Origin of the sequence: Streptomyces hygroscopicus subsp. hygroscopicus, from assembly GCF_030269125.1 — a bacterium.
Taxonomy (GTDB): Bacteria; Actinomycetota; Actinomycetes; order Streptomycetales; family Streptomycetaceae; genus Streptomyces; species Streptomyces hygroscopicus_C.
Map to the genome: position 1 here is coordinate 32,521 of NZ_BSSM01000016.1, position 21,318 is coordinate 53,838.

Consider the following 21,318-nt stretch of genomic DNA (forward strand, 5'->3'; position numbering starts at 1 on the left):
CAGGGCCGGACCGTGCCCACCGACCCCGAGGTGCCCTGGACCTCCCTCGCCGGTCTCGCCGACCTCGCGAGCCTCGCTCTGCGCACCCGGTCAGGGTCCGGGCGGTCCTGAGGCGCCGTACCGGACGAGCCGTCACGGCTCCCGGGGCCCGCGCGGTGGTGGGGCGAGGACCGCCAGGGTGCCGTTGGCCTGCTGCAACGCGTCCTCCAGGGTTCCGGGGGAGTGCAGGGTGCCGGTGCCGTCGGGCGGCACCAGCCACTCCAGGGAGCGGGCGGGCCGGTAGGGCGGCGGCACGGCGACCCAGGAGCCCCGGGTCGCGTAGCGCAGCCCCGCGCCCACCCAGCCCCCGGCGGGGTCGGGCGGCAGGAAGAAGCCGACCCGGCGCGCCGTGAGGTCCACCAGGGTCGGGCCCGGCACCGGCAGCGCGGGCCGCCAGAGCAGGTCAAGGGTGAGCATGCCGAGCCGCTCGGGGACGCTGAGCATGTCCCAGAAGCGGCCCGCCTCCAGCAGCGCGACCCCCTCCCCGTGGTCCCACTCCCACTTGCAGGCGCGCGGATCCGCCGCCGATGCCGCCAGCCATTCCACGCCCCGCATCCACATCGTGTTCGTCATGCACTGCTCCGCGTTCTCGGGCACTCGGTGCGTCCGCACAGCAACCCGGCATATGCATGCTCGTAGATATTTCTATGCGGCGGAAGGGGTGGCGCGGCATGGCGTTTATGTCGACGCGTTCGAAATCCGCGTGCCGGTTCGGCAGTCGGCCAAAGGGGGGCGCGTCACTCTTCCGAGGGTCGAAGGAAGCGGAGGCGGACGATTCGAGTTCTGTGGCGATCGCTTCACGCGCTTGTTTTCGGGATGGCCGCTGTTCCGGCCGTGGTGTCACCTCGTTCCGTCGCCTGACTCCGGCGAGGTTTTCCATGGACCGCACCCGTCCGCGCACCCTCGTGGTCACCGGAGAGCGCCGAGGCCGAGCGTCGCGACCCGCGCTCACGCGCCGCGTACGCCGGGGCCGACCACCCCTTCGGGGGGCGAAGGCATGGACGAAGAAGACGGCCGGCGCTTCGCGGAACCCGGCGCGGCCACGCGATGCCGCCCAGGAGGTCGCCGAGCGGGCCGGCGCCGAGCCGACCCGCTGGAGCCCGCACCCTCGCAGGCGACGCGCTGTCGGGCGCGGCCACCCGTGCGGGGCTCGAACGCGTGCTCACCGACGAGGCGTTCGCGCGGATCCCGGCCGTGCGAACGCTTGGGGCCGGGCGCTGCGGCGGCTCCGAGGCGCATGACCGCCCCGGTCGGCGAGCCTGCTCGGCGCGCGCACCGAGCACCGCTTCACCGCACCGGCACCCGTGCACGCGCCGGTACTCGCACCCGTGCCGCGCACTCGCACCCGTGCCGCGCACTCGCACCCGTGCCGCGCACCGGCACCCGTGCCGCGTGCCGGTACCGGGTCTGGTCGCTCGCGGTCGCGCGGCGGCGGCCGCGTGTCGGAACTGCCCCGCGCCCTTCCCGGGGTGGCTCCTCCTTTCCCAGGTACCCGCTCCCTCCGCCCGTCCGGACGCCACCGCCGCGATCGACGGGCCCCAGCCGGCCGCCGACCCCGGCCGGAGGACGTCCCGCGCCCAGCGCGCCGACCGGGCATCCTGTCCACCCCGTTCCAGGGCAGGACGAGCGGAGGGGGATGATGTCCGCCATGGACGACATCGACCGGGCCATCCTGCGCGAGTTGCAGACCGACGGCCGTATCGCCTACGCCGACCTCGGACCCAAGGTGGGCCTGTCCGCCTCGGCGGCCCGGCAGCGGCTCCAGCGGCTGCTGGACTCCCGGGCCGTCCAGGTGGTCGGCGTCACCGATCCGATGGCGATGGGCGGCCAGGCCATGGCCCTGCTCGGGATCGGCGTGGACGGCGACCCGCGCGCCGTCGCCGACGCCCTCGCCGAGCGGCCCGAGGTCGTGTACGCGGTGCTCACCTCGGGCGGGTTCGACCTGTTCGCCGAGGTGGTGGCGTCCGGCCCGAAGGCCCTGCTGGACTTCGTCAACGACGTGGTCCGCCCGATCGAGGGCGTCCGCGAGATCCGGTCCTTCCCGTACTTCGGCATCCACACCCACCGCTTCCTGTGGGACGTGGGCTGACCGGCTCCTCGCGGGACGTGCGCCGACCCGGAGTCAGGCGGGCGGGTGGCCCGGATCCGGTGCCAGGACCAGCATTGTCGCGTCGTCGTGGACCTCGTACCCCAGCCGGGCGAGGTCGGCCCACACGGCGGTGGGCAGCTCGCCGCCCCGGACGCCCGCGAGGGCGGCCAGCCGGTCCGGCAGCGGGTAGAAGACCCCGGAGCGGTCCCGTGCCTCCCAGACGCCGTCGGAGGCCAGCAGCAGCCGGTCGCCCGGCTCCAGCGGCACCGTGACCTCCTTCGGCGGATCGACCCCGACCAGGCCGATCCCCAGCGGGGTGCCCGGCGTCACGGTGATCTCCCGCGCCTCGCCCTCGCGCAGCAGGACCGGCGCCGGGTGACCGCAGGCCACCACCCGCATCGTGCGCGCGTCGGCCGGGAACTCCACCAGCACCGCCGTCGCGAACAGCTCCCCGTCCGGACGGGCCGCCGCGTCCACCTCCAGGCGGCGGCCCATCCGGGCCGCCACCGACTCCAGGTCCTGCTGGTCCAGGACCGCCTCCCGGAACGCGCCCAGCAGGGACACCACGGTCGCGACCGCCGCCAGCCCGTGCCCGCGCACGTCGCCCATCACCGCCCGCACGCCGGACGGCCCCTCGCGCACGTCGAAGAAGTCCCCGCCCACCAGCGTGCCGTTCTCGGCCGCCCGGTAGAAGCCCGCGCAGCCGACGCGCCCGACCCGGTCGGGGAGCGGCGGCATCACCGCCTGCTGCACGGCCTCGCCGATCGCACGCTCCACCTGGAGCTGGGCGTCGCGGCGACTGCGCACGAACGCCACGAACACACTGAGCAGGGCGACGAAGGCGATGGTGAGCAGGTCGGTGTTGCCGGGCCGGTTCAGATGGGTCCCGGGCACGTTCAGGGCCACGACCACCAGGGAGCCGAGCAGGGCGGTGACGAGGGGGCCGTACGACAGGACGGCCAGTGGGGGGATCGCGCCCAGCAGGAAACCCAGGTCGCTCGCGTGGGGCGTGATGGTCGCCGCCGCGGTCACCGCGACCAGCAGCAGCACCGGCAGCAGCCGGATCCACCACGGCGGCGGCGCGCCCCGCAACCAGCCGCGATCCTCCTGGCTCCCACGCGACGACCATTCGCGCACCGATCGCACATGCCCACGCTACGCCGCGGCCTGGAGGAGGGCCCGTCGGTCGCGTCCGTGCCGTCCCGGCGGTGCTCCCCGGGACGGCACGGAAAAGCGGTGGACGCCGGTTCGGCGGCCGGGCTAGCGTGTGGCCGCACACCCGAGACGGACGAAGGAGGCGAGTGTCATGGCCGCAGTCATCATGCGCTCCCCCTCCCCCGTCGCCCGGGTGTGCCAGGCCTGACCGGGAGCGCGTCCCGCCGCGAGGTCGTTCGCGGCACGTATCCCGGAGGATTCCTTGACCGATCCGGTCATGCGCACGCTCGACGCGAGCAGTGCGCACCTGTTCGACACCATGCCCGACCCGCTGGCCTTCGCCGAGCGGTACCGGCGGGTCACCTTCCGCCCCGAGTGGCAGCGCGTCGCCCTGCGCGACGGCCGTACCGTGGCCCGCGCCGCCTGGTGGGGCCGCCCCGAGGACTCCGAGCCGCTGCTGATCAACTGGCTGGACGTCGCCGAGGGCGAGGAGGCGGCCGGCGCCGAACTCCTGCGGACCGCGCCCTGGCGTCCCGACGAACTCGAACTGGACATGCCCGCCGGCTGGCGCGACGACCCTGGGCTGCGGGCCGCCGCCGAGGTCCGCGCCGCTGCCGCGCGCATGGCGGGCTACACGCCGCTGGTGGAGCGCTTCATCTACCGCTGGACCCCGGAGCACGGCCTGCCCGAACGCCCCGGCCGCCTCGTCTTCACCCCGGAGCCGGACGACGCGGTCTTCCTCGGCCTCCTGCGCCGCATCCACTCCGACACCCTCGACGCGCACGCCCGCCGGGCCATCGCGGAGGGCGGGGTCGAGCAGGCCGCCCAGGAGGAGATGGACGTCTTCCACTGGATGCCGTCGCCGCGCTCCTGGTGGCGGATCGCCCGCACCCGCGCCGGCGACCCGGTCGGCATCCACATCCCCGCCCGCAACCCCTCGGGCCCCTGCGTCGGCTTCATCGGCGTCGTCCCCGAGCACCGGGGCCACGGCTACGCCTACGACCTCCTCGCCGAGTGCACCCACTTCCTGTCCGGCGAGGGCGCCGGGTTCATCGCCGCGGCCACCGACCAGTCCAACCTCCCGATGGCCGCGCACTTCACCGCGGCGGGGTATCCGGTCGTGCGGGAGCGGCTGAACTTCCGGGCCGAGGGCGTTGTCGGTGCCGGGTGACATGCTGACGACGCGGTGATCGGTCGCGAAGCGGGGGAGGGGCCATGGGGTTCATCGGTCAGGTGTGGTGGGTGCGTGCGGGGGAGGACCCGGTCGGCGCGATCGCGATCGACGACGCGGACTTCCCCTGGCTGTCCGGTGTCTTCACCCCCGCCCCCGGCTTCGCCGCCGTACGCGGTCTGTTCGCCCGAGAACTCGCCCTGACGGACTGGGACGACGAGGAGTGCCGGGAGGAATGGGAGGGCGTGTACGACGAGATACGACGCCGGGTCACCCTCACGGCACCCGGCGGACCGGTCCCCGAGTTCCTGCTGCACATCGAGGCGGACCGGGCGTGGTTCCGGTGGAGCGACGAGCCGTTCGAGGAGGACGGCTCCACGCGGCCCACCGGCTGAGCCGCGCCGGGGCGGCCGTGTTCCCGGTGCCCGGGGGCGGGACGGCGTCCCGGCGTGCGGTGCTTTCCAGGATCGGGGGGCTTCATGCCTCCGGTGGAGGAATTCCCCCCTTCGGGGGCACCTCGCCGCCTTTTCCTCTCCCGGTGCGGGCGGCGAGCCGATAGTGGAGCCGCCGCCGGGCCCGGGACCCGGTGGTGTTCTGGCGACCCGCGTGACCGGAGGGGAAACACACCATGGCCACCACCGAGGCGAACAACCGTGTCGAGCTCGTCTTCTCCCTGTTCGACGCCAACGGCAACGGCGTGCTGGACCCCGGGGACTTCGAGCTGATGGGAAGGCGGGTGGTGGAGGCCGTACCCGAGGCCGGGGACAGCGCGAAGCACAGGATGCTCAAGGCGTTCCAGGGCTACTGGGACACCCTGCGATCCGAGCTGGACGCCGACGGCGACGGGCAGGTCAGCCCGGAGGAGTTCAACGCCATCGTGCTCGACCCCCGGCGATTCGACGCCACCGTCGACGAGTTCGCCGAGGCCCTCGCCGCGCTGGGCGACCCGGACGGCGACGGCTATGTCGAGCGCCCCCACTTCGTCGCCCTGATGACGGCCATCGGGTTCCGACGCCCCAACATCGAGGCCCTGTTCGACGCCTTCGAGCCGGTCCACGGCGACCGCGTCCCCGTGGTGACGTGGGCGGACGGCATCCGCGACTACTACCGCCCCGAGAAGTCCGGCATCCCCGGCGACCACCTCACCACGGGCGCCACCCGGTGACCCACGAGCCAGACGCCCCCGTCGTCGGACTGGCCGTGGGCCGGGGCACCGGACCCGAACTCGCCGACGTCTTCGAGCGGGTGCTCGGCGCGCTGACCACCGGCCACCCCGGTGTGACGGTCGAGCGATCCCCACGGCTCTACCACTCCTACGCATCGCTGCGCGCCGAACGGGACATCGCCCGGATCCGCGAGCTGACCGCCGCGGACGCCGACCACTACGAGCGGTTCTGCCGCGCCCACGCCGAGCGGGGCACGACGGCGGTCTTCCGTACGGCCGTCAACGCACAGTCGCTGTACCTCGTCCGCGAGCGGCTGCGTGCCGTCAAGGTGGACCTGCTGGGCGCCGACGGACGCTCCCTGCTGCTGGTGCGGGACCAGGCCCAGGGCTTCTACACGGGCGAGAACCGGCACACGCCCGGCGAGGTCACCCGCACCATGACCTTCGGCCGGGAGACCACCGAGGCCGTGGTCCGCTACGCCCTGCGGCGGGCCCGGCAGGAGTGGCCGGACGGGCGGATCGGCCGCGTCGTCATGGCGTACAAGTTCCACCTGCTGGACGGCGCGCTCGACGCCTGGGTGGCCGACCTCGCGGCCCGACTCGGCGTGGAGATCGGCCTCTTCCAGCCCGACACGGTCAACCGCGACCTCGTCACCCACGGCCTGCCCGACCGCACGCTGCTGATCGCCGGGAACGAATGGGCCGACATCATGCACGTGCTGCTGCTCGACCGGTTCGGCTCCGACCGGCAGGAGAACCGCTGCGCCGAGAACGTCTTCCTCGACCCCGCGCTGGCGGGTCTCACCGAGTACCAGACGGTGCACGGCTCCGCCGACGACCTCGCCGGACGGGACCTCGTCAACCCGGTGGCGACGATCCGCGCGGCCGCACGCGTCGCGGAACGGCACGCCGGGTGCGCGGGTGCGGTGGAGGCCGTGGAGAAGACGCTGCGCATCCTGGACGAGCGGGGCATATCCACGCCCGACCTCGGCGGACGGCACTCCACCACCGCCGTGGCCGACGCCCTGCTCGGCGTCCTCGACGCGCCCGGGGCCGACGGGACACCGGCGGACGCCGCCCTGGCCGGCGGGTCATGAGTGCGGCGGCGGGCGAGCGGACGGCCCTGGTCGTCGTGGACGTGCAGAACGACTTCTGCACCGGTCCGGCGGCCCTGAACCGCTTCGGCGGCGACCCCACCGTCCTGGACGCGGCCGTCGCCGGCACCGTCCGGGCGGTGGCCGCGGCACGGGCACGCGACGTGGAGGTGATCTTCGTACGGTTCACCGGCGACCCCGAACACCAGGGCGCCGCCTGGCGGTTGCGGGACCGTGCCCTCGGCAAGCGGCCGAAGTGTCTGGAGGGCTCCTGGGGCGCCGAGTTCCACCGGGTCGCCCCGGCGCCGGGCGAGCGCGTCTTCACCAAGCGCGCCCGCTTCGACGCGTTCCTCGGCGAGGGCTTCGAGGAGCATCTCGGCGCGCGCGGCGTCGGACACCTGGTCCTCGCCGGGGTGTACGCGGACGTGTGCGTGGACACCACCGCCCGCACGGCGTTCCAGAAGGGCTTCCAGGTGACCGTCCTGACGGACTGCACCGCCGCCCTGCATCTGCCGTACGACGACGTCCTGCGGTTCATGCGCGTGGTGTACGGCGCCCGGACCACGACCGCGGCCGACCCGGCGGCCTGGACGGCGCCCACCGCGCGGCCCGAGGAGGTGCCGTGCGCACGGCCGCCGGGCTGACCGACGGGGTGGCGCGGGGGGTGGGCCGCACGGCCCTGCTGGTGGCCGCGGCCCGCGCGATCGAGACGCATCGGCCCGACGCGCTGGCCCGCGACCCGTTCGCCGAGCACTTCGTGCGCGCGGCGTCGGCGTCGGCGGGCTGGCCCGTCCGCCCGGCGCAGGTGCCCGGCGGGGACGCCGACCCGCTGTGGGGAAGGCTCGGCCGGTACTTCGCCCTGCGCACCCGCGTCCTGGACGACCACCTGCTCCGCTCGGCGCACCTGGGCGCCCGCCAGGTGGTGCTGCTGGGCGCGGGCCTGGACTGCCGGGCCTACCGGCTCGACTGGCCGCAGGGATGTGTGGTGTACGAGGTGGACACGGCGGCGGTGCTGGCCTTCAAACAGACGGTCCTCGACCGGCTCCGGGCCACCCCGGTGGCCGAGCGCCGGACCCTCGCGGCCGACCTGCGCGACGACTGGGCCGACGCGCTGGTGTCCGCGGGCTTCGACGCCGCCGCGCCCACCGCGTGGCTGGCCGAGGGCCTGCTGCTCTACCTGCCCGCGCCGGCCGAACGGCGCCTCGTCGCGACGGTCGACCGGCTCAGCGCGGCGGACAGCACCCTGGCCTACGAGATCAAGGACCTCGTCGAGTCCCCCCGGGTCCGGTCCGGCCCCGTCTACACCGCCGCCCGCCGGCGCCTCGGCGTCGACCTCCTCGCCCTCTTCGCCACCGGGCCCCGCCCCGACTCGGCCGCGGACCTCACCTCCCACGGCTGGACGGTGACGACCCGCACCCCCTACGACTTCACCCGCCGCCACGGCCGCGGTCCCCTCCCCGAACCGAACGACGCCCTGGCGGCCAACCGCTGGATCTTCGCGGCGGCGTCGAGGGATGCGCGGGGGCCGGTCCCGCCGCCTCGGCCGGTGGCACCGGCTTCGGACGTGAGCGGGCCCGGTAAGCCCCCTGTCCCGTAGCCTCCCCGGCCCGGCCCGCCTCTGCCCCGACGGGCCGGACCGGGGCCTACTCCGCGTCCGCCGCCAGCCGTGTCTCCGCCGCCGCGAGGATCTCCGTCACCCGGAGGCCGAAGACCGCGTCGCAGGGGTGGGGGCGGCCGGTCGCGGCGGCGGTCAGCAGGGTGTCGGCGGCTCGGGTGAGGGCGGTGACGGCGTCCTCGGACGGGGACGGCATGACGGTGACGCCTCGGTCGCCGCGGAGTTCGTACTCGGTTCCGGCGGCCGCGGGCGGAACCGTCTGGCTGAGGGTGACGGTGCTGGAGGCCCCAGTGGTGTGGTCGAGGACCAGGTGCACGGTGTCACCCGGGCCGTGGGCCGCCGCCACCACCTGGGTGACGTCGCCGAGGACCGGCAGCAGCACCGACAGCGCGTGCGGGCCCACGTCCCACAACGCGCCCTTCTCCCGGCGCCACGGCGACGCCGCGAAAGGGCTGTCGGTCGTGAACACCGCTCCCAGCCACTGTGCCCGCGCCGTGAACCAGCCCGCCGCGGCGGCCTGTTCCTCGATCCAGGCATCCGGCTCCTTCTGGAAACGCGTGGTGAAGAACACCACCGACGCCACCCCGGCCCGCTCCACCGCCTCCGCCACGGCCCGCGCGTCGGTGACCGACAGCGCGAGCGGCTTGTCGAGGAGCAGATGCCGTCCGGCCTCCGCCGCCCGCACCGCCAACGGGGCCTGCACGGAAGGGGGCAGGGCGACGGCCACCGCGTCCACGTCGGCCAGCAGCGCGTCCACATCGGCGTACGGCGTGACGTCGTACCGCTGCGCGAGCGAGGCGGCCGCCTCGGGACGGCGGCCCCACACCCCGGCGAACTCCAGGCCCGGGTGCCCGGCGAGGGCGGGGGCGTAGGCCGCTCGGGCCCAGGGCCCCGTTCCCAGCAGTCCGATGCGCATCTGTCGTTCCTCTCTCCGAACCGTTCCCCGCGTCCTCAACAGCCTGCGCCCGGAGCGGCGTTCGCACACCCGTCTTTCGAAACCCCGTCCGCGGCGAGCCATCGGGCGATAGTGGCGGCGATCGGCTGGCCCGTGTCCATCTCGACGAACCCGAACTGCCCGGACTGGTTGCACTCCAGGAACCACCAGACGCCGTCCATGTCCTGCGCGAAGTCGAACGCGCCGTAGGCCAGTTCGGCGCCCCGGAGATAGCGCAGGACCCCGTCGGCGACCCTCGGGGGCACCTCCACGGGTACCCACGGCGACATGGACGGGGCGAACCGGACATCCACGTCGTCGGGATGGGCATCCGGAGCAACCGGCTTGCGGGCCGCCAGCAGGGTGTCGCCGACGGCGGTGAGCCGGATGTCGGCCCGCTTGAGGACGCGTTGTTGCAGCAGGGTCGGGCCGAAGGCGACCGCCGTGAAGTCCGCGTCCGGCGCGACCCTGCTGGTCGGCACCGCCCGCGGCGGCTCCTGGGGATGCGCGCCGGAGACCGGCTTGACCACCAGGTCCCGGTAGCGTGCCGCGAACTCCCGCGCCCTCTGCGGGAACGTGGTGATCAGCGTGGCCGGCACCGCGAGCCCGCTGCGCTGGGCGTGGTGCAGCTGCCAGGGCTTGTTCCGGGCGCGGCGGGCGGCGTCCGGATGGTTCATCCAACGTGCGTCGGTCCAGCGGAGCATGCCGTACAGCGCCTGCGTGGACTCCTCGGTCAGCCAGGCGGACGGCTGGGCGGCGCGGGTGGCCGCCTCTCCGGGCCTGCGCACCCAGATGGAGCGCAGGCCGTCCATGTCCACCAGGCGCCCGCCGACGGACAGGTGTCCGTGGCGGTCGCCCAGCGTGTACTCGCCCGACAGTGCGACCCCGTCGGTCAGATCGGCGGGATCGAGCCGGACGACGGGCACCCCGGCCTCGGCGAGGCGGAGGACCACCATGTCCGCCGTCACGTCCTCTTCACTGGTCAGGATGAGCACGGTCATCGTCTGCGGGTCCGTGGGTCAGTCGTCGAAGTGCGTCTTGGAACCGGCGGTCGAGGTCGTGGTCCCCAGCGCGCGCAGGGTCGCGTGGTCCGTCGCGGCGATCCGCCCGTCCGGGAGGACGTTCAACTGCAGTCCGGAGTCGTAGGCGTACGGCACGGTGACTTCCAACTGCACAGCCGGGCGCGCGTAGTTGAGCGTGAACGGTTGCATGGTCTCTCCCTGGTTCGGCTTTCACGTCCTTATACGAATCGAACGGGTGATTGGTTTCCTTACGCTCTGTGACGATGGCACGGACGGAAACCTTCCGTCGTTCCGCCGAGCGCCGTTCTCACACCGCGAGCGCCCCGCGCGCCACCGTCAGCGCCTGTTCCGCGTACCCGCGTCCGAACAGCACCGCGTGCACGAGAAGCGGGAAGAGCTGATGCACGCCGACGCGTTCGCGCCAGCCGTCGGCGAGCGGTGCCGCCTCCTGGTACCCCGCGAGGACGTGCCCCAGACAGGGGCAGCCGAAGAGCTGAAGCATCGCCAGATCGGTCTCGCGGTGCCCGCCGTGCGCGGCCGGGTCGATGAGCCGCACCTCGCCGTCGGCACCCCACAGCACATTGCCGTTCCACAGGTCGCCGTGCAGCCGGGCGGGCGGCTCCTCGGGCCCCGCCAGTTCCGGCAGCCGCGCGCAGACCCGCTCGAACACCGCCGCCTCGCCCGGCCGCAGCGTGCCGTGCTCGACCGCGCCGCGCACGTAGGGGAGCACGCGGTGCTCGGCGTACCAGCCGGACCACTCGGCGCCCAGCACATTGCGCAGGGGCGCGCGGCCGATGTACGCCTCCTCGGGTCCGCCGGGCGGCGCCGCCCCGAAGCCGGGGGCACCGGACGCGTGCAGGGCCGCGAGAGCATGACCGAAACGGAGCGCCGCCTCCGCGTCGGGACGACGGGTCGCCACCCGCTCGGTGACCATCCACTGCTCGTCGTGCCCGAGCACGGCCGGCAGCCGCACGGCACCCGCCGCGGCCAGCCAGCGCAGCCCCGCCACCTCGGCGCGCACCGCCCCAGGCGCTTCGCCGCGCTTGACCATCACCGGCGTGCCGTCGTCCAGCAGCACCTCCGCGGGCGACCCGGACGCCCCCCGCGCCGCACCGACCGGGCGCCCGGTGAGCCGGGACGCCGCCTGTCCAGGATCCTCGTCTCGCGTGACCACGGCTTCAGGGTACGGCGCACAACCCCAGGTCAGGAGGGGGTACTTCGACCGTTGCTACGACGCTTTTCGGCCGTTCGGCGCAGCCGTCCGCCCGCGCCGGTACCACGCCGGTACCGCGAGGGCGGCGCGAGTGCGCGAGGTGGCCACACGAGGTGTGTGCCGTACCGTCAGTCGCCGGCCGGGGCCGAACGCGAGGGCAGCCCCACCGGGTTGCCGGGCGGCAGCAGATCCGACTCCTCCACCGCGCGGGCCAGCGGGTCCAGCAGGGCGGCGAGCCGGGCGGTGCGGTCCGGGCCGAGCGCGGTCCAGGGGCTTTCGGCCGCCGCGTCGGTCAGCGCCTCGACCTCCACGCGCACCGCCCTGCCGGCCGCGGTGAGCGAGCCGTCCCCGGCGAGCAGCCCGCGCTCCCGCAGCCGGGTACGGGCCGCCGTCCACTCGCTCTGCTCCCACTTGCGCGTCTCGCGCAGGAACCCCTCGTCCGACTCCCCGGCGGCCGCCTTGAGCACCATGGCCTCGACCGGCCCGAGCCCCTGGCCGACCAGCACCGCCATGTGACCGTCGCCGCGGTGTTCGCGCAACGTCGTCAGCGCCTGCCACAGCCGCGCCGTGGGCCGCTCCGGGCGCTCCAGCGCCTGGTTGGCCGCGGCCAGCACCCGGCCCGCGGTGTCCGCCGCCGCCGCGGCCCGCCAGGCGAGGTCGGCGGCCTCGGTGAACTCGGCGGAACCGGTGACCTCCGGTCCGAACAGCTCGGTCATCGCCGCGTCCATGGCGTCCTCGCGGGCCGCGAGCACCCGCGCCGGGTCGGCGTACCCCCAGGCGTCCGGCAGGGCCCTGGCCACGCGGGAGGGGTGGAAGACGTAGAAGGAGCTCGTCACCACGGCGGGGGAGACCGCGCCGAGCGGGGCGGCCCGCAGCGCGAAGTAGCCCATCCAGTAGCCGCGCAGGCCGAGCGCCTCCGCCGCGCGGTGCGCCCGCGGTGCGAAGTACACCAGGTCGTGCACCGGTTCGTAGCGCTCCCACAGGGCCCGCGCCATCCCGTCCGCCACTGCCGCCTCCCACCGCCTCGGCCGTCGCCGGCCGTGTGCCGTCGTACCGTCCGGCACAAGACTGCGCTATGACCGCTGTCATAACAAGGGCTGGTGGCGAACGTCTCACCGGCGGCCCCGTCGGCGTTCCCGACTGGCCCGGACGAGGGGCGGCGGGCCGGGCGCACTGGGGCAGACGGGTGGGCCGGTGACACGGCTGGGCGGCCCGGATGGTGGGAGCCCGGTGCGTCGCTGACGGTGGTTCATGTCGAGACCGGGTCCATCCAGCTGATGAGGCGTCCGCTGCCCGGTCACGGCGGAAGGACAACACGATGCGTTCTGCCCGTACCCTCCTGGCCACGGCAGCCGCCGCGGCCGCCCTGGCCTTCGCCACGCCCGGCGCCGCGTTCGCGGTCCCGGCCGGGCACGACTCGGGCCGTGGCGACTCCTCGCACAGCAGTGACTCCGGCGGTGACCGCGACAAGGGCTCCGACCGGGACCAAGACAACGGCAGCGGAGGCGGCAACGACCGCGGACACGACCGTCCCCGCGGCGGAATGCACACGGGTGGCGGAGCGCTCGCCACGGTCCTGCGCTCCGACAGCGGCGGCGACATCCGGTTCGACCCCGAGTCCTACAAGGAGGACAAGGGGAGCGACGGCGGCGGTGGCGGTGGTGGCGGCCGCGGCAAGGGCGGCGACGACGGCGGCGACAGCGGTGGCGGCCGTGGCAAGGGCGGCGACGACGGCGGCGACGAGTGGGGCGGCGGCTCGGACGGCGGCGGCGGCAAGCCGCGCGGCGGCATGCACACCGGCGGCGGCGCGCTCGCCGACCCCGGCGTCACCACGGGCGGCCTCGCGGTGCTCGGCGTGGGCGCGGCGGGCATGTACGCCCTGCGCCGCAAGAAGGCCGCGCAACCGGCGTCCTGACCGGGGCCACGGACGCCGCCGGCGCGGCAGGGCGCCGGCGGCGCGCGGCCCTCGCGGGGCGGGCGGGTGAGAGCCGCCGGCCTGTCGTCCGTGGGCCGGTTCGCCGGCCTGCCGCGTGTCCCCGGTGGCCGTCGCGGCCGGGCCCCGTGCTTCGGGAGCCGGTGGTCTCGCGCGGACTTCCCGCACCGCGCGGGCCGGTTGACACGGCCTCCGCGGCCGGGTCGCCCGTGTCCGCGTCCCCCCGCGGAGGCCGGCCCCGCGCGCCGCACCCGCTCTCGGCGGGCCGGTCCCGGTACGCGGGCTCCCCGCCGCTGGACCCCGTGCCCCGGTTCCCGTCCCCTACGGGCCTTACCGCCGGACCCCGTGCCCCGGTTCCCGTCCCCTACGGGCCTTACCGCCGGACCCCGCGCGGCTTCCCGTCGCCGACGTCACCGGCCACCCGGTCCCCGCCGGCCGGATCGCGTGGGCCGATCCCGCCCCACGGGCCGCGACGTGCCCCCGACCCCGGCCCGCCCCTGCTCCGTCCCCGTGCTGCCGTGTCCAAGTGAGGTGGTCTTTGATGGCAGCGGACTCGTCCTCCTCGCGGCCCCCCGAACCGGAGTCGGACGTGGGAGGTGCCGCTCGTGGTGGGCGTCTGGTGCTCTGGGGGGTGGCGATCCTCTTTCTCGCCGTCAGCGTGTTCGGCGGGCATCACGGGTCGTTCCCGGCCCCCCGGGCGACCCCGGCCTCCGGGGCCAGCTCCACCGGGCAGTCGGGCGCCGCGCTGCCCCGGTCCGAGCCGACCCGGCTGCTCATCCCGAAGATCGGGGTCGACGCCCCCTTCACCCGGCTGACGCTCGACCCCTCGGGGCAACTCGACCCCCCGCCCGCGGCGAACACCAATCTCGTCGGCTGGTACGCGAAGGGCGCCGCGCCCGGCGAGAAGGGCACCGCCATCATCGCCGGGCACGTGGACACCAAGGTCTCCGCGGCCGTCTTCGTCAACCTCGACGACCTGGACACCGGCGACCGGTTCTCCGTGGAGCGCGCCGACGGACGTACCGCGAACTTCGTGGTGGACAGCTCCGAGACGTTCGCCAAGGACGACTTCCCGAGCGACCGGGTCTACGCCGACACCGCGCGCCCCGAGGTACGGCTCATCACCTGCGCGGGCGACTACGACCACGCGGCCAAGGACTACACGGACAACCTGGTGGTCTTCGCCCACCTCGTGTGATCAGCCCCGTCCGGCCGCGAAGGCCCCGCCCGTGCCGAACGCCAGCCTCGCGAACCGCTCGCCGATCCTGCGGTGCGCGGCCGGGCCCGGGTGGAGGCCGTCGGGCAGCGGCAGTTCGGCGAAGTCGGCGTCGCCGTACAGTTCGCGCCCGTCGATGTGGAACAGCCGGTCGTCCTCGGCCGCCCGCTCGCGCACGATGCGCTCCAGCTCCGCCCGGACGACACCGAGCGTGAGCTTCCCGGCCGCGGTCTCCGCCGGGTCCCCGGCGGCCCGGAAGGCGAGCCGCCCCTCGCCGAGGGCGCCGAGGTCCCAGGCGGTGGGGCCGGGCGTGTCCTCGTGCATCGGGCACAGGATCGGCGAGACGACGAGCAGCGGAGTGTCCGGGTGGCCCTCGCGGATGGTGTCCAGGAAGCCGTGCACCGCGGGGCCGAAGGCGCGCAGCCGCATCAGGTCGCTGTTGACCACGTTGATGCCGAGCTTGACGCTGATCAGATCGGCCGGGGTGTCGCGCAGCGCCCGCGCCGTGAACGGGTCGAGCAGCGCGCCGCCGCCGAGGCCCAGGTTGATCAGCTCCGCCCCGCCGAGGGACGCGGCGAGCGCCGGCCAGGTGGTGGTGGGGCTCGCCGCGTCGGAGCCGTGGCTGATCGAACTGCCGTGGTGCAGCCACACCTTGCGGCCCCGGTCCGCCGCGGCCTCCACCGGGGCGTCGGTGCGCAGCGCGACCAGCTCGGTGGTCTCGTTGTGCGGTAGCCAGATCTCCACGTCCTTGGGCGTGTCCGGCAGCCCGGTGAACCGTACGGTGGCGACCGGGCCCGGTGTGTGCTCCGCGGCGCCCGTGGCCATGTCGATGGTGAGGGTGTTGCCGCCGGTCGCGGTGCCGCTGCCCGCCGGGCGTCCGTCGACCAGCAGGTCGTAGACCCCGTCGGGACGCGGGGGAGCGCCGACGTAGACCCGCTTGGTCGGCAGCGTGTCCAGCTCGACGGTGGTGGCGCGGGTGCGGAACACCAGCCGTACGCCCGCGGGCTGGGACTCGGCCAGGGCCAGCTGCGGGTCGGCGCACTGGGCGCGGGCACGGGCGGGCAGCCGGTGCGGGAGCAGCCCCCGCTCGGTGCTCTCGAGGTCGAGGGCGCCGCGTACGAGGTCGGCGGTGAGGGCGGTGGTGTGCATCGTGTCGGCCTGGATTTCGTGGGGAGAGGTCGGGTCAGCGGGCGGGCCAGTTGCGCAGCAGGGAGTCCAGGGCGTCCACGATCCGCGTCCAGGACTCCCGGGAGTCGGGGGCGCTGTGCGCGAATCCGCCGGCCGACTCCAGGCTGACGTAGCCGTGGAAGACGCTGCCCAGCAGGCGCACCGCGTGGGTCTGCTCGGATTCGGGCAGGTCGTAGCCGCGCAGGATCGCCCGGGTCAGCTGGGTGTGTCGGGGACCCGCGCTCGCGGCGGCCGTCTCGGCGTCCAGCGGGTACCGGGCCGCGGTGTAGCGGCCGGGGTGGGCGAGTGCGTAGTCGCGGTAGACGTCCGCGAAGGCGCCGAGCGCCTCCTTACCGGACCGCCCGGCCAGCGCGTCGGCGCCTCGGTCGGCCAGTTCCTCCAGGGCGAGCAGCGCGATCCGCGTCTTGAGGTCCCGGGAGTTCCTCAGGTGCGAGTACAGACTGGCCGCCTTGACGTCGAACCGCCGGGCCAGTGCCGACACCGTCACCTGCTCGAAGCCCACCTCGTCGGCCAGCTCCGCACCCGCGCGGACCAGCCGCTCGGTGGTCAGACCCGCACGCGCCATCGACTTCCTCCCTGCTGCCTTTTGCGATTATGCGGTTTCCTAATGCCTTTAGGCAAACCACTATACGGCAATGGATACGTCGGGAAACGCGAACGGCCGCCGACCGGAGGCTCCGGTCGGCGGCCGCTGGGGCGCCGGGGGCGGGGGTGTGGCCTGGCGTCAGACCGCCGTCGCCGGGTACGTCGGGTACTCCACGCCGGACACGTACTGCACGACCCGGACGACCTGGCACGAGTAGCCGAACTCGTTGTCGTACCAGAGGTAGAGGATCGCGTTGTCGCCGTCGACCTTCAGCGCGCCGGCGTCCACGATCGAGGCGTGGCGCGAGCCGATGAAGTCGCTGGAGACCGCGTCGGGCGCCGTGGTGAAGTCGATCTGGCGCTTGAGCGGCGAGGTCAGCGAGACGTCGCGCAGGTAGTCGTGGACCTCCTCGCGGGTGGCCTCGCGGGCCAGCTGGAGGTTGAGGATCGCGATCGAGACGTCCGGCACGGGGACGCGGATCGAGCTGCCGGAGATCTTCGCCTTGAGGTCGGGCAGCGCCTTCGCCACGGCGGAGGCGGCACCGGTCTCGGTGATCACCATGTTCAGCGGCGCGGACCGGCCGCGGCGCTCGGCCTTGTGGTAGTTGTCCAGCAGGTTCTGGTCGTTGGTGAACGAGTGGACCGTCTCCACGTGGCCGCGCAGCACGCCGTACTCGTCGTCCATGGCCTTCAGCGGCGGGACGATCGCGTTGGTGGTGCAGGAGGCGCAGGACAGGATCTGCTCGTCCGGCTTGATCGTGTCGTGGTTGACGCCGTGCACGATGTTCGGGACGTCGCCCTTGCCGGGCGCGGTCAGCACGACCTTCTCGATGCCGGGGCGCAGGTGCTTGGACAGGCCCTCGCGGTCACGCCACTTGCCGGTGTTGTCGATGAGGATGGCGTCGCGGATGCCGTACTCGGTGTAGTCCACGTGCGACGGGTCGTCGGCGTAGATCACCTTGATGGCGTTGCCGTTGGCGACGATGGTGCTGTTGTCCTCGTCCACCGTGATGGTGCCCTGGAACTGGCCGTGGATCGAGTCGCGCCGCAGCAGCGAGGCGCGCTTGACGATGTCCTGGGCGCCGCCGCCGCGCACCACGATGGCCCGCAGCCGCAGACCGTTGCCGGAGCCGGCCTTCTCGATGAGCAGGCGGGCCACGAGCCGGCCGATGCGGCCGAAGCCGTACAGCACGACATCGCGCGGCTCGCGCCGGTCGATCTTGTTGGCGCCGGTGGCACCGGCGACCGCCTCGGCGGTGAACTCCTCGACGCTCAGGCCGCGCTCGTCGGCCTGGTGGAGGGTGGCGAGCATGCCCAGGTCGATCTGGGAGGGGCCGAGGTCCAGGGTGGTCAGGGCCTTCAGGAACGGCATCGTCTCGGTGACGGACAGCTCCTCGCCGGCGATCTGCCGGGCGAAGCGGTGGGTCTTGAGGATGCTGACCACCGACTTGTTCACCAGGGAGCGGCTGTGCAGCAGGACGGTCACGTCCCGCTCGCGGTGCAGCTTCCCGATGAGCGGGATCATCGACTCCGCGATCTCCTCGCGGTTCTTCCAGTTGGTGAACGAGTCGTCGTTGACAGTCACAGGTCCATCTTTCGAGCTAGGCAGCGCTCATATGATAACCACACCCTACGTGGGTCCATCAGGGGGTCCGCGGCGGGGTGGTCCGAAGACGAGTTCGGCCGGTCGGAGTAAGGGGGAGTAAGGGACTTACACCTATTTCTTGAGCAATTCCTGATTCAGGGTGGAAGTGTGTAAGAAACCCGAGTCGTGGTTTGCACGTCTTACCCGGCGTGCCCAAGGTCAACTATGTGAGCACCTCCTCCGTTCCCCGGCCCGAGCCGGCCGCCCCGTCCCGCCCCGTCGGCCCCTTCGACCTGCCCCGGATCGCCCGCCGAGGGGTCCCCGAGGGGGCGGTGCCGGCCCTCGCCCTGTTCGCGGCCGTCCGGCTCGCCGGGCTCCTCGCGGTGATCGTGACCAACGCCCTGCGCGGCCGCCCGCTCCTCAGGACGCTCGCCCACTCCTGGGACTCCGGCTGGTACCTGCACATCGCCGCCCAGGGGTACGGCCACAAGATGTGGATCACCCCGCAGGGCGCCGTCCAGACCGACTGGGCCTTCTTCCCCCTCTACCCGGCGCTCATCCGAGCGCTCACCACCGTCCTGCCGTTCACCCCGGGCCAGGCCGCGCTGCTGATCGCCTGGCTCGCGGCGGCCGTGGCCGCGTACGGCGTCTACGTCATCGGACACCTGCTCCACGGCCGGGGCGTCGCCACCGCGCTGGTCGGCCTGTGGGCGGTGATGCCGCACGCCGTCGAGCTGACCATCGCCTACACCGAGTCGCTGTTCGCCGCACTCGCCGTCTGGTCCCTCTACTGCGTGCTCAAGGGCCGCTGGCTGGGGGCGGGGGCGCTGGCCGCGCTCGCGGGCCTGGCCCGGCCCAGCGGCTTCGCGGTGGCCGGTGCGGTCGTCCTCGCGGCCGCGTACGAGGCGTGGCGCGGACGGGGCCGGGTCCCGCTGGGCCTGTGGGCGGGCGCCGTGCTCGCCCCGCTGGGCTTCCTCGGCTATGTCCTCTGGGTGGGCGCCCGGGTCGGCGACCTGTTCGGCGGCTACTTCCGGGTGCAGAGCGCCTGGGGTTCCCGCTACGACTTCGGCGTGGGGGCGGCCCGCTTCGTCAAGGCGCTGCTGCTGCACGGAGGCGGTGTCGTCTACACGGTCGCGCTGCTGGTCGTGGTCGCTGGGGTGCTGCTGTTCGCGCTGCTGTGCCTGGACCGCGCCCCGCTGGTCCTGGTCGTCTTCGCCGGGGTGCTGATCCTCCTGGTGGTCGGCGGCTCGGGCTCCTTCTCCTCCAAGCCGCGCTTCCTGCTGCCGGCCTTCCCCCTGCTCATCCCCATGGCGCGGGCCCTCGTCCGGACGTGGCGGGTACGACCGGTGCAGGCGGTCCTCGTCTACGGCGCCCTCACCCTGGTGTCGCTGTTCTTCGGCGCGTACGTGACCGCGGTGGCCCACTCCCCGCTGTGAGCACGCGGATCCGGTGAGCGGTCGTTAAGAAGACGGTCAGGCCGCACACCCCGTGCGAAGGCCGGGAAACGGGGTAGTCGTGGGGACGCCCGAGGAAAGGACCGTCATGACGACCTACCTGATCAGCGTCCCCGGCACCTTCACCGCGGGGGCCGGCGCCGACACCCGGACCCGGCTGACCCGCGCGCTGCGCCCCGCCGACCCGCACGGCACCCGGATGGGCAGCAGCGAGGACCTCGACGTGCTCAGCGTCAACGACGACAACACGTTCACCCTTCGCCTGACCGTCGAGGCCGACACCGGCCCGCACGCTGAGGAGGAGGCCCGCAGGCTCGCGGACTCCGCCCTGCGCGGCGCGGGCCTGGACGAGCGCAGCGCGCCGCTGGGGCCCGCGGTGATCACCGGCATCGACTCCGGGGCGGGCTGAGGCCGCCGTGCCGCCGGGCCGCGCCGAGTTTGGTCAAAATAGGTAAAATCTAGGCGTTCGCCGCTGATGGGGCAGCTGTCTTCTTCGGAGGCGGCCGTCCCGAGGGCACCTCCCGCCGGAAGTGAACCGATGCCCCGCAAGCGCTCCACCGATGACGGCGACGAACTGCTGGCCAGGCTCGGTTCGCTCACCGCCCAGGCGCGCGAACGCGCGGAACTCCAGCGCACCCAGGTCGAACTGGCCATCGCCCTGCAACGCGGCATGCTGCCCCGGGAACTGCCCACCGCCCCCGGACTGCACCTGGCGGTGCGCTACGCGCCCGCCTGCCACGGCCTCAACGTGGGCGGCGACTGGTACGACGCCTTCACGCTGCCCGACGGACGGATCGGGCTCGCCATCGGGGACGTCCAGGGGCACAACATCGAGGCCGCCGCCTTCATGGGCCAGGTCCGGGCCGGACTGCGCGCCCTCGCCTTCGCCACCGGGGAGCCCGGCGAACTGCTCGCCCGCACCAACGACCTGCTCGTCTCCCTCGGCAGCGACCTCTTCGCCACCTGCACCTTCCTGCGCCTCGACCCGGCCACCGGCGAGCTGGAGAGCGCCCGCGCCGGCCACATCCCCTTCGTATGGGCCACGGCGGACGGCAAGTCCGGCGTCGTCGACGACGAGGGCGGGCCGCCGCTCGGCATCCAACGGGGCATCGACTACCCGGCCACCCGGCACCGGCTGACCAGCGGCGGCGTGTTCGTGCTGCTCACCGACGGCGTGGTGGAGGGCCCCTCGCTGGCCGTCGAGGACGGCCTTGAGCAGGTCGTCCGCCTCGCGGGCATAGCCGCGGTCGCGGGCCTGGAAAGCCAGGCGCTGGCCGCGGCCGTGATCAAGGGAGCGGAGAGCGTCGGTCACGAGGACGACGCGGCGGTACTGGTCGTGGGCCTCGACAGGCCGGAGGCGCGGCCGTAGCCCCGAAACGGGACCGCGGTGGCCGTCCCGTGCCGCGCCTCCCGGCCCGCCCACGGCTACCGCTCCCGGTGTCACCGCGACGTGGACCGCCCTCGCGGCCGTGTCCCCCGGCCCGCACGCGACCACGGACCACGCCGGCGATCGCCGGCGTGCCACCCGGTCCGGCCAAGGCAACGGCTCCGGGCCCGGAACCCCGTGGTTCCCGGACGTGCCTACGCCCTCGGCTCCTGTCCCGCCCACGGTCGTGTCCTTCGTCCCTGCTCACGGCTCCGGCTCGGCGGCCCCGCGCGGCCGCGGCCGTAGCGCGGACGCAGCTCCCCTCCCGTCCTGCCCTCGGCTTCCGATTCCGTCCTGCCGTGGAGCTCCGGGACCCGACCTCGGTCGTCGTCGCCCTGCTCGCGGCCGCACGCCGCCCTGGGCGCGCCTCTCTTCCTCCGGCCGGTGCCGTGGTCCTCGGTCCCGGTCATCGACGGCCCCGGCTCCGAAAGTCA

Annotated in this window: 22 protein-coding genes; 12 read left to right on the top strand and 10 right to left on the bottom strand. The window is 74.0% G+C overall.

Translation table 11 applies throughout. The annotated features are described in order from the left end of the window. Positions 1–132: 132 nt before the first annotated feature. Entirely contained in the window at positions 133–612 is a 480-nt protein-coding gene (locus tag QSK45_RS29510) for a hypothetical protein (RefSeq protein WP_285561934.1), read from the bottom strand. A gap of 1,075 nt (positions 613–1,687) precedes the next feature. On the opposite strand from QSK45_RS29510, the gene QSK45_RS29515 reads away from it, so the two are divergent. Next, positions 1,688–2,128, top strand: a complete 441-nt coding sequence (locus QSK45_RS29515; protein ID WP_285561935.1) for an Lrp/AsnC family transcriptional regulator — start codon at positions 1,688–1,690, stop codon at positions 2,126–2,128. A gap of 33 nt (positions 2,129–2,161) precedes the next feature. Here the strand turns inward: QSK45_RS29515 and QSK45_RS29520 are convergent, their stop codons facing one another. Next, complete coding sequence (locus QSK45_RS29520) at positions 2,162–3,274, bottom strand: PP2C family protein-serine/threonine phosphatase (RefSeq protein WP_490993634.1); 1,113 nt, start codon at positions 3,272–3,274, stop codon at positions 2,162–2,164. Between the two features lie 271 nt (positions 3,275–3,545). Between QSK45_RS29520 and QSK45_RS29525 the strand changes: the two genes are divergently transcribed. From QSK45_RS29525 to QSK45_RS29550, 6 genes are all read left to right on the top strand, one after another. Further along, positions 3,546–4,454: a GNAT family N-acetyltransferase gene (locus QSK45_RS29525; RefSeq protein ID WP_285561937.1), complete on the top strand. Its 909-nt coding sequence runs from the start codon at positions 3,546–3,548 to the stop codon at positions 4,452–4,454. Between the two features lie 44 nt (positions 4,455–4,498). Next, the gene (locus QSK45_RS29530; protein WP_285561938.1) at positions 4,499–4,849 is read left to right on the top strand and encodes a hypothetical protein; all 351 of its coding nucleotides are present in this window, start codon (positions 4,499–4,501) and stop codon (positions 4,847–4,849) included. A 233-nt stretch (positions 4,850–5,082) separates the two neighbouring features. Continuing rightward, the gene (locus QSK45_RS29535; RefSeq protein ID WP_285561939.1) at positions 5,083–5,619 is read left to right on the top strand and encodes an EF-hand domain-containing protein; all 537 of its coding nucleotides are present in this window, start codon (positions 5,083–5,085) and stop codon (positions 5,617–5,619) included. Continuing rightward, positions 5,616–6,716, top strand: coding sequence for an isocitrate/isopropylmalate family dehydrogenase (locus QSK45_RS29540; protein ID WP_285561940.1), 1,101 nt, complete (start codon positions 5,616–5,618; stop codon positions 6,714–6,716). The genes QSK45_RS29535 and QSK45_RS29540 overlap by 4 nt, the downstream gene beginning before the upstream one ends. Then, positions 6,713–7,357, top strand: coding sequence for a cysteine hydrolase family protein (locus QSK45_RS29545; protein ID WP_285561941.1), 645 nt, complete (start codon positions 6,713–6,715; stop codon positions 7,355–7,357). Before QSK45_RS29540 ends, QSK45_RS29545 begins: the two co-directional genes overlap by 4 nt. After that, positions 7,336–8,310 carry a class I SAM-dependent methyltransferase gene (locus tag QSK45_RS29550; protein ID WP_285561942.1) on the top strand — a complete coding sequence of 325 codons (975 nt, stop codon included), beginning with the start codon at positions 7,336–7,338 and terminating at the stop codon, positions 8,308–8,310. Before QSK45_RS29545 ends, QSK45_RS29550 begins: the two co-directional genes overlap by 22 nt. Before the next feature lie 46 nt (positions 8,311–8,356). On the opposite strand, the gene QSK45_RS29555 is transcribed toward QSK45_RS29550, so the two are convergent. From QSK45_RS29555 to QSK45_RS29575, 5 genes are all read right to left on the bottom strand, one after another. After that, positions 8,357–9,244, bottom strand: a complete 888-nt coding sequence (locus QSK45_RS29555) for a Gfo/Idh/MocA family protein (protein ID WP_285561943.1) — start codon at positions 9,242–9,244, stop codon at positions 8,357–8,359. Positions 9,245–9,279: 35 nt separating this feature from the next. Beyond that, complete coding sequence (gene tgmB, locus QSK45_RS29560) at positions 9,280–10,263, bottom strand: ATP-grasp ribosomal peptide maturase (protein ID WP_285561944.1); 984 nt, start codon at positions 10,261–10,263, stop codon at positions 9,280–9,282. Positions 10,264–10,281: 18 nt separating this feature from the next. After that, entirely contained in the window at positions 10,282–10,473 is a 192-nt protein-coding gene (gene tgmA / locus QSK45_RS29565; protein ID WP_046416733.1) for a putative ATP-grasp-modified RiPP, read from the bottom strand. 118 nt (positions 10,474–10,591) lie between these two features. Then, positions 10,592–11,458, bottom strand: a complete 867-nt coding sequence (locus QSK45_RS29570; protein WP_285561945.1) for a fructosamine kinase family protein — start codon at positions 11,456–11,458, stop codon at positions 10,592–10,594. A 167-nt stretch (positions 11,459–11,625) separates the two neighbouring features. Beyond that, entirely contained in the window at positions 11,626–12,504 is an 879-nt protein-coding gene (locus QSK45_RS29575; protein WP_285561946.1) for an SCO6745 family protein, read from the bottom strand. A 311-nt stretch (positions 12,505–12,815) separates the two neighbouring features. Between QSK45_RS29575 and QSK45_RS29580 the strand changes: the two genes are divergently transcribed. Together QSK45_RS29580 and QSK45_RS29585 are read left to right on the top strand one after the other, a co-directional pair. Next, complete coding sequence (locus tag QSK45_RS29580) at positions 12,816–13,412, top strand: hypothetical protein (RefSeq protein ID WP_285561947.1); 597 nt, start codon at positions 12,816–12,818, stop codon at positions 13,410–13,412. Positions 13,413–13,971: 559 nt separating this feature from the next. Continuing rightward, a complete protein-coding gene (locus tag QSK45_RS29585) occupies positions 13,972–14,628 on the top strand; it encodes a class F sortase (protein ID WP_285561948.1) in 657 nt (218 codons plus the stop codon). Here the strand turns inward: QSK45_RS29585 and QSK45_RS29590 are convergent, their stop codons facing one another. The 3 genes from QSK45_RS29590 to QSK45_RS29600 form a co-directional block, all read right to left on the bottom strand. Next, positions 14,629–15,795: a GDSL-type esterase/lipase family protein gene (locus tag QSK45_RS29590; protein WP_285561949.1), complete on the bottom strand. Its 1,167-nt coding sequence runs from the start codon at positions 15,793–15,795 to the stop codon at positions 14,629–14,631. Positions 15,796–15,829: 34 nt separating this feature from the next. Next, positions 15,830–16,399, bottom strand: a complete 570-nt coding sequence (locus QSK45_RS29595) for a TetR/AcrR family transcriptional regulator (protein ID WP_285561950.1) — start codon at positions 16,397–16,399, stop codon at positions 15,830–15,832. Between the two features lie 159 nt (positions 16,400–16,558). Further along, positions 16,559–18,004, bottom strand: coding sequence for a glyceraldehyde-3-phosphate dehydrogenase (locus tag QSK45_RS29600; RefSeq protein ID WP_285561951.1), 1,446 nt, complete (start codon positions 18,002–18,004; stop codon positions 16,559–16,561). Between the two features lie 227 nt (positions 18,005–18,231). Here QSK45_RS29600 and QSK45_RS29605 point away from each other — a divergent pair, with 227 nt between their 5' ends. From QSK45_RS29605 to QSK45_RS29615, 3 genes are all read left to right on the top strand, one after another. Beyond that, a complete protein-coding gene (locus tag QSK45_RS29605; protein ID WP_285561952.1) occupies positions 18,232–19,440 on the top strand; it encodes a glycosyltransferase family 39 protein in 1,209 nt (402 codons plus the stop codon). A gap of 106 nt (positions 19,441–19,546) precedes the next feature. After that, positions 19,547–19,867 carry a hypothetical protein gene (locus tag QSK45_RS29610; RefSeq protein WP_285561953.1) on the top strand — a complete coding sequence of 107 codons (321 nt, stop codon included), beginning with the start codon at positions 19,547–19,549 and terminating at the stop codon, positions 19,865–19,867. A 129-nt stretch (positions 19,868–19,996) separates the two neighbouring features. Further along, the gene (locus QSK45_RS29615; RefSeq protein ID WP_285561954.1) at positions 19,997–20,827 is read left to right on the top strand and encodes a PP2C family protein-serine/threonine phosphatase; all 831 of its coding nucleotides are present in this window, start codon (positions 19,997–19,999) and stop codon (positions 20,825–20,827) included. Positions 20,828–21,318 lie beyond the last annotated feature (491 nt).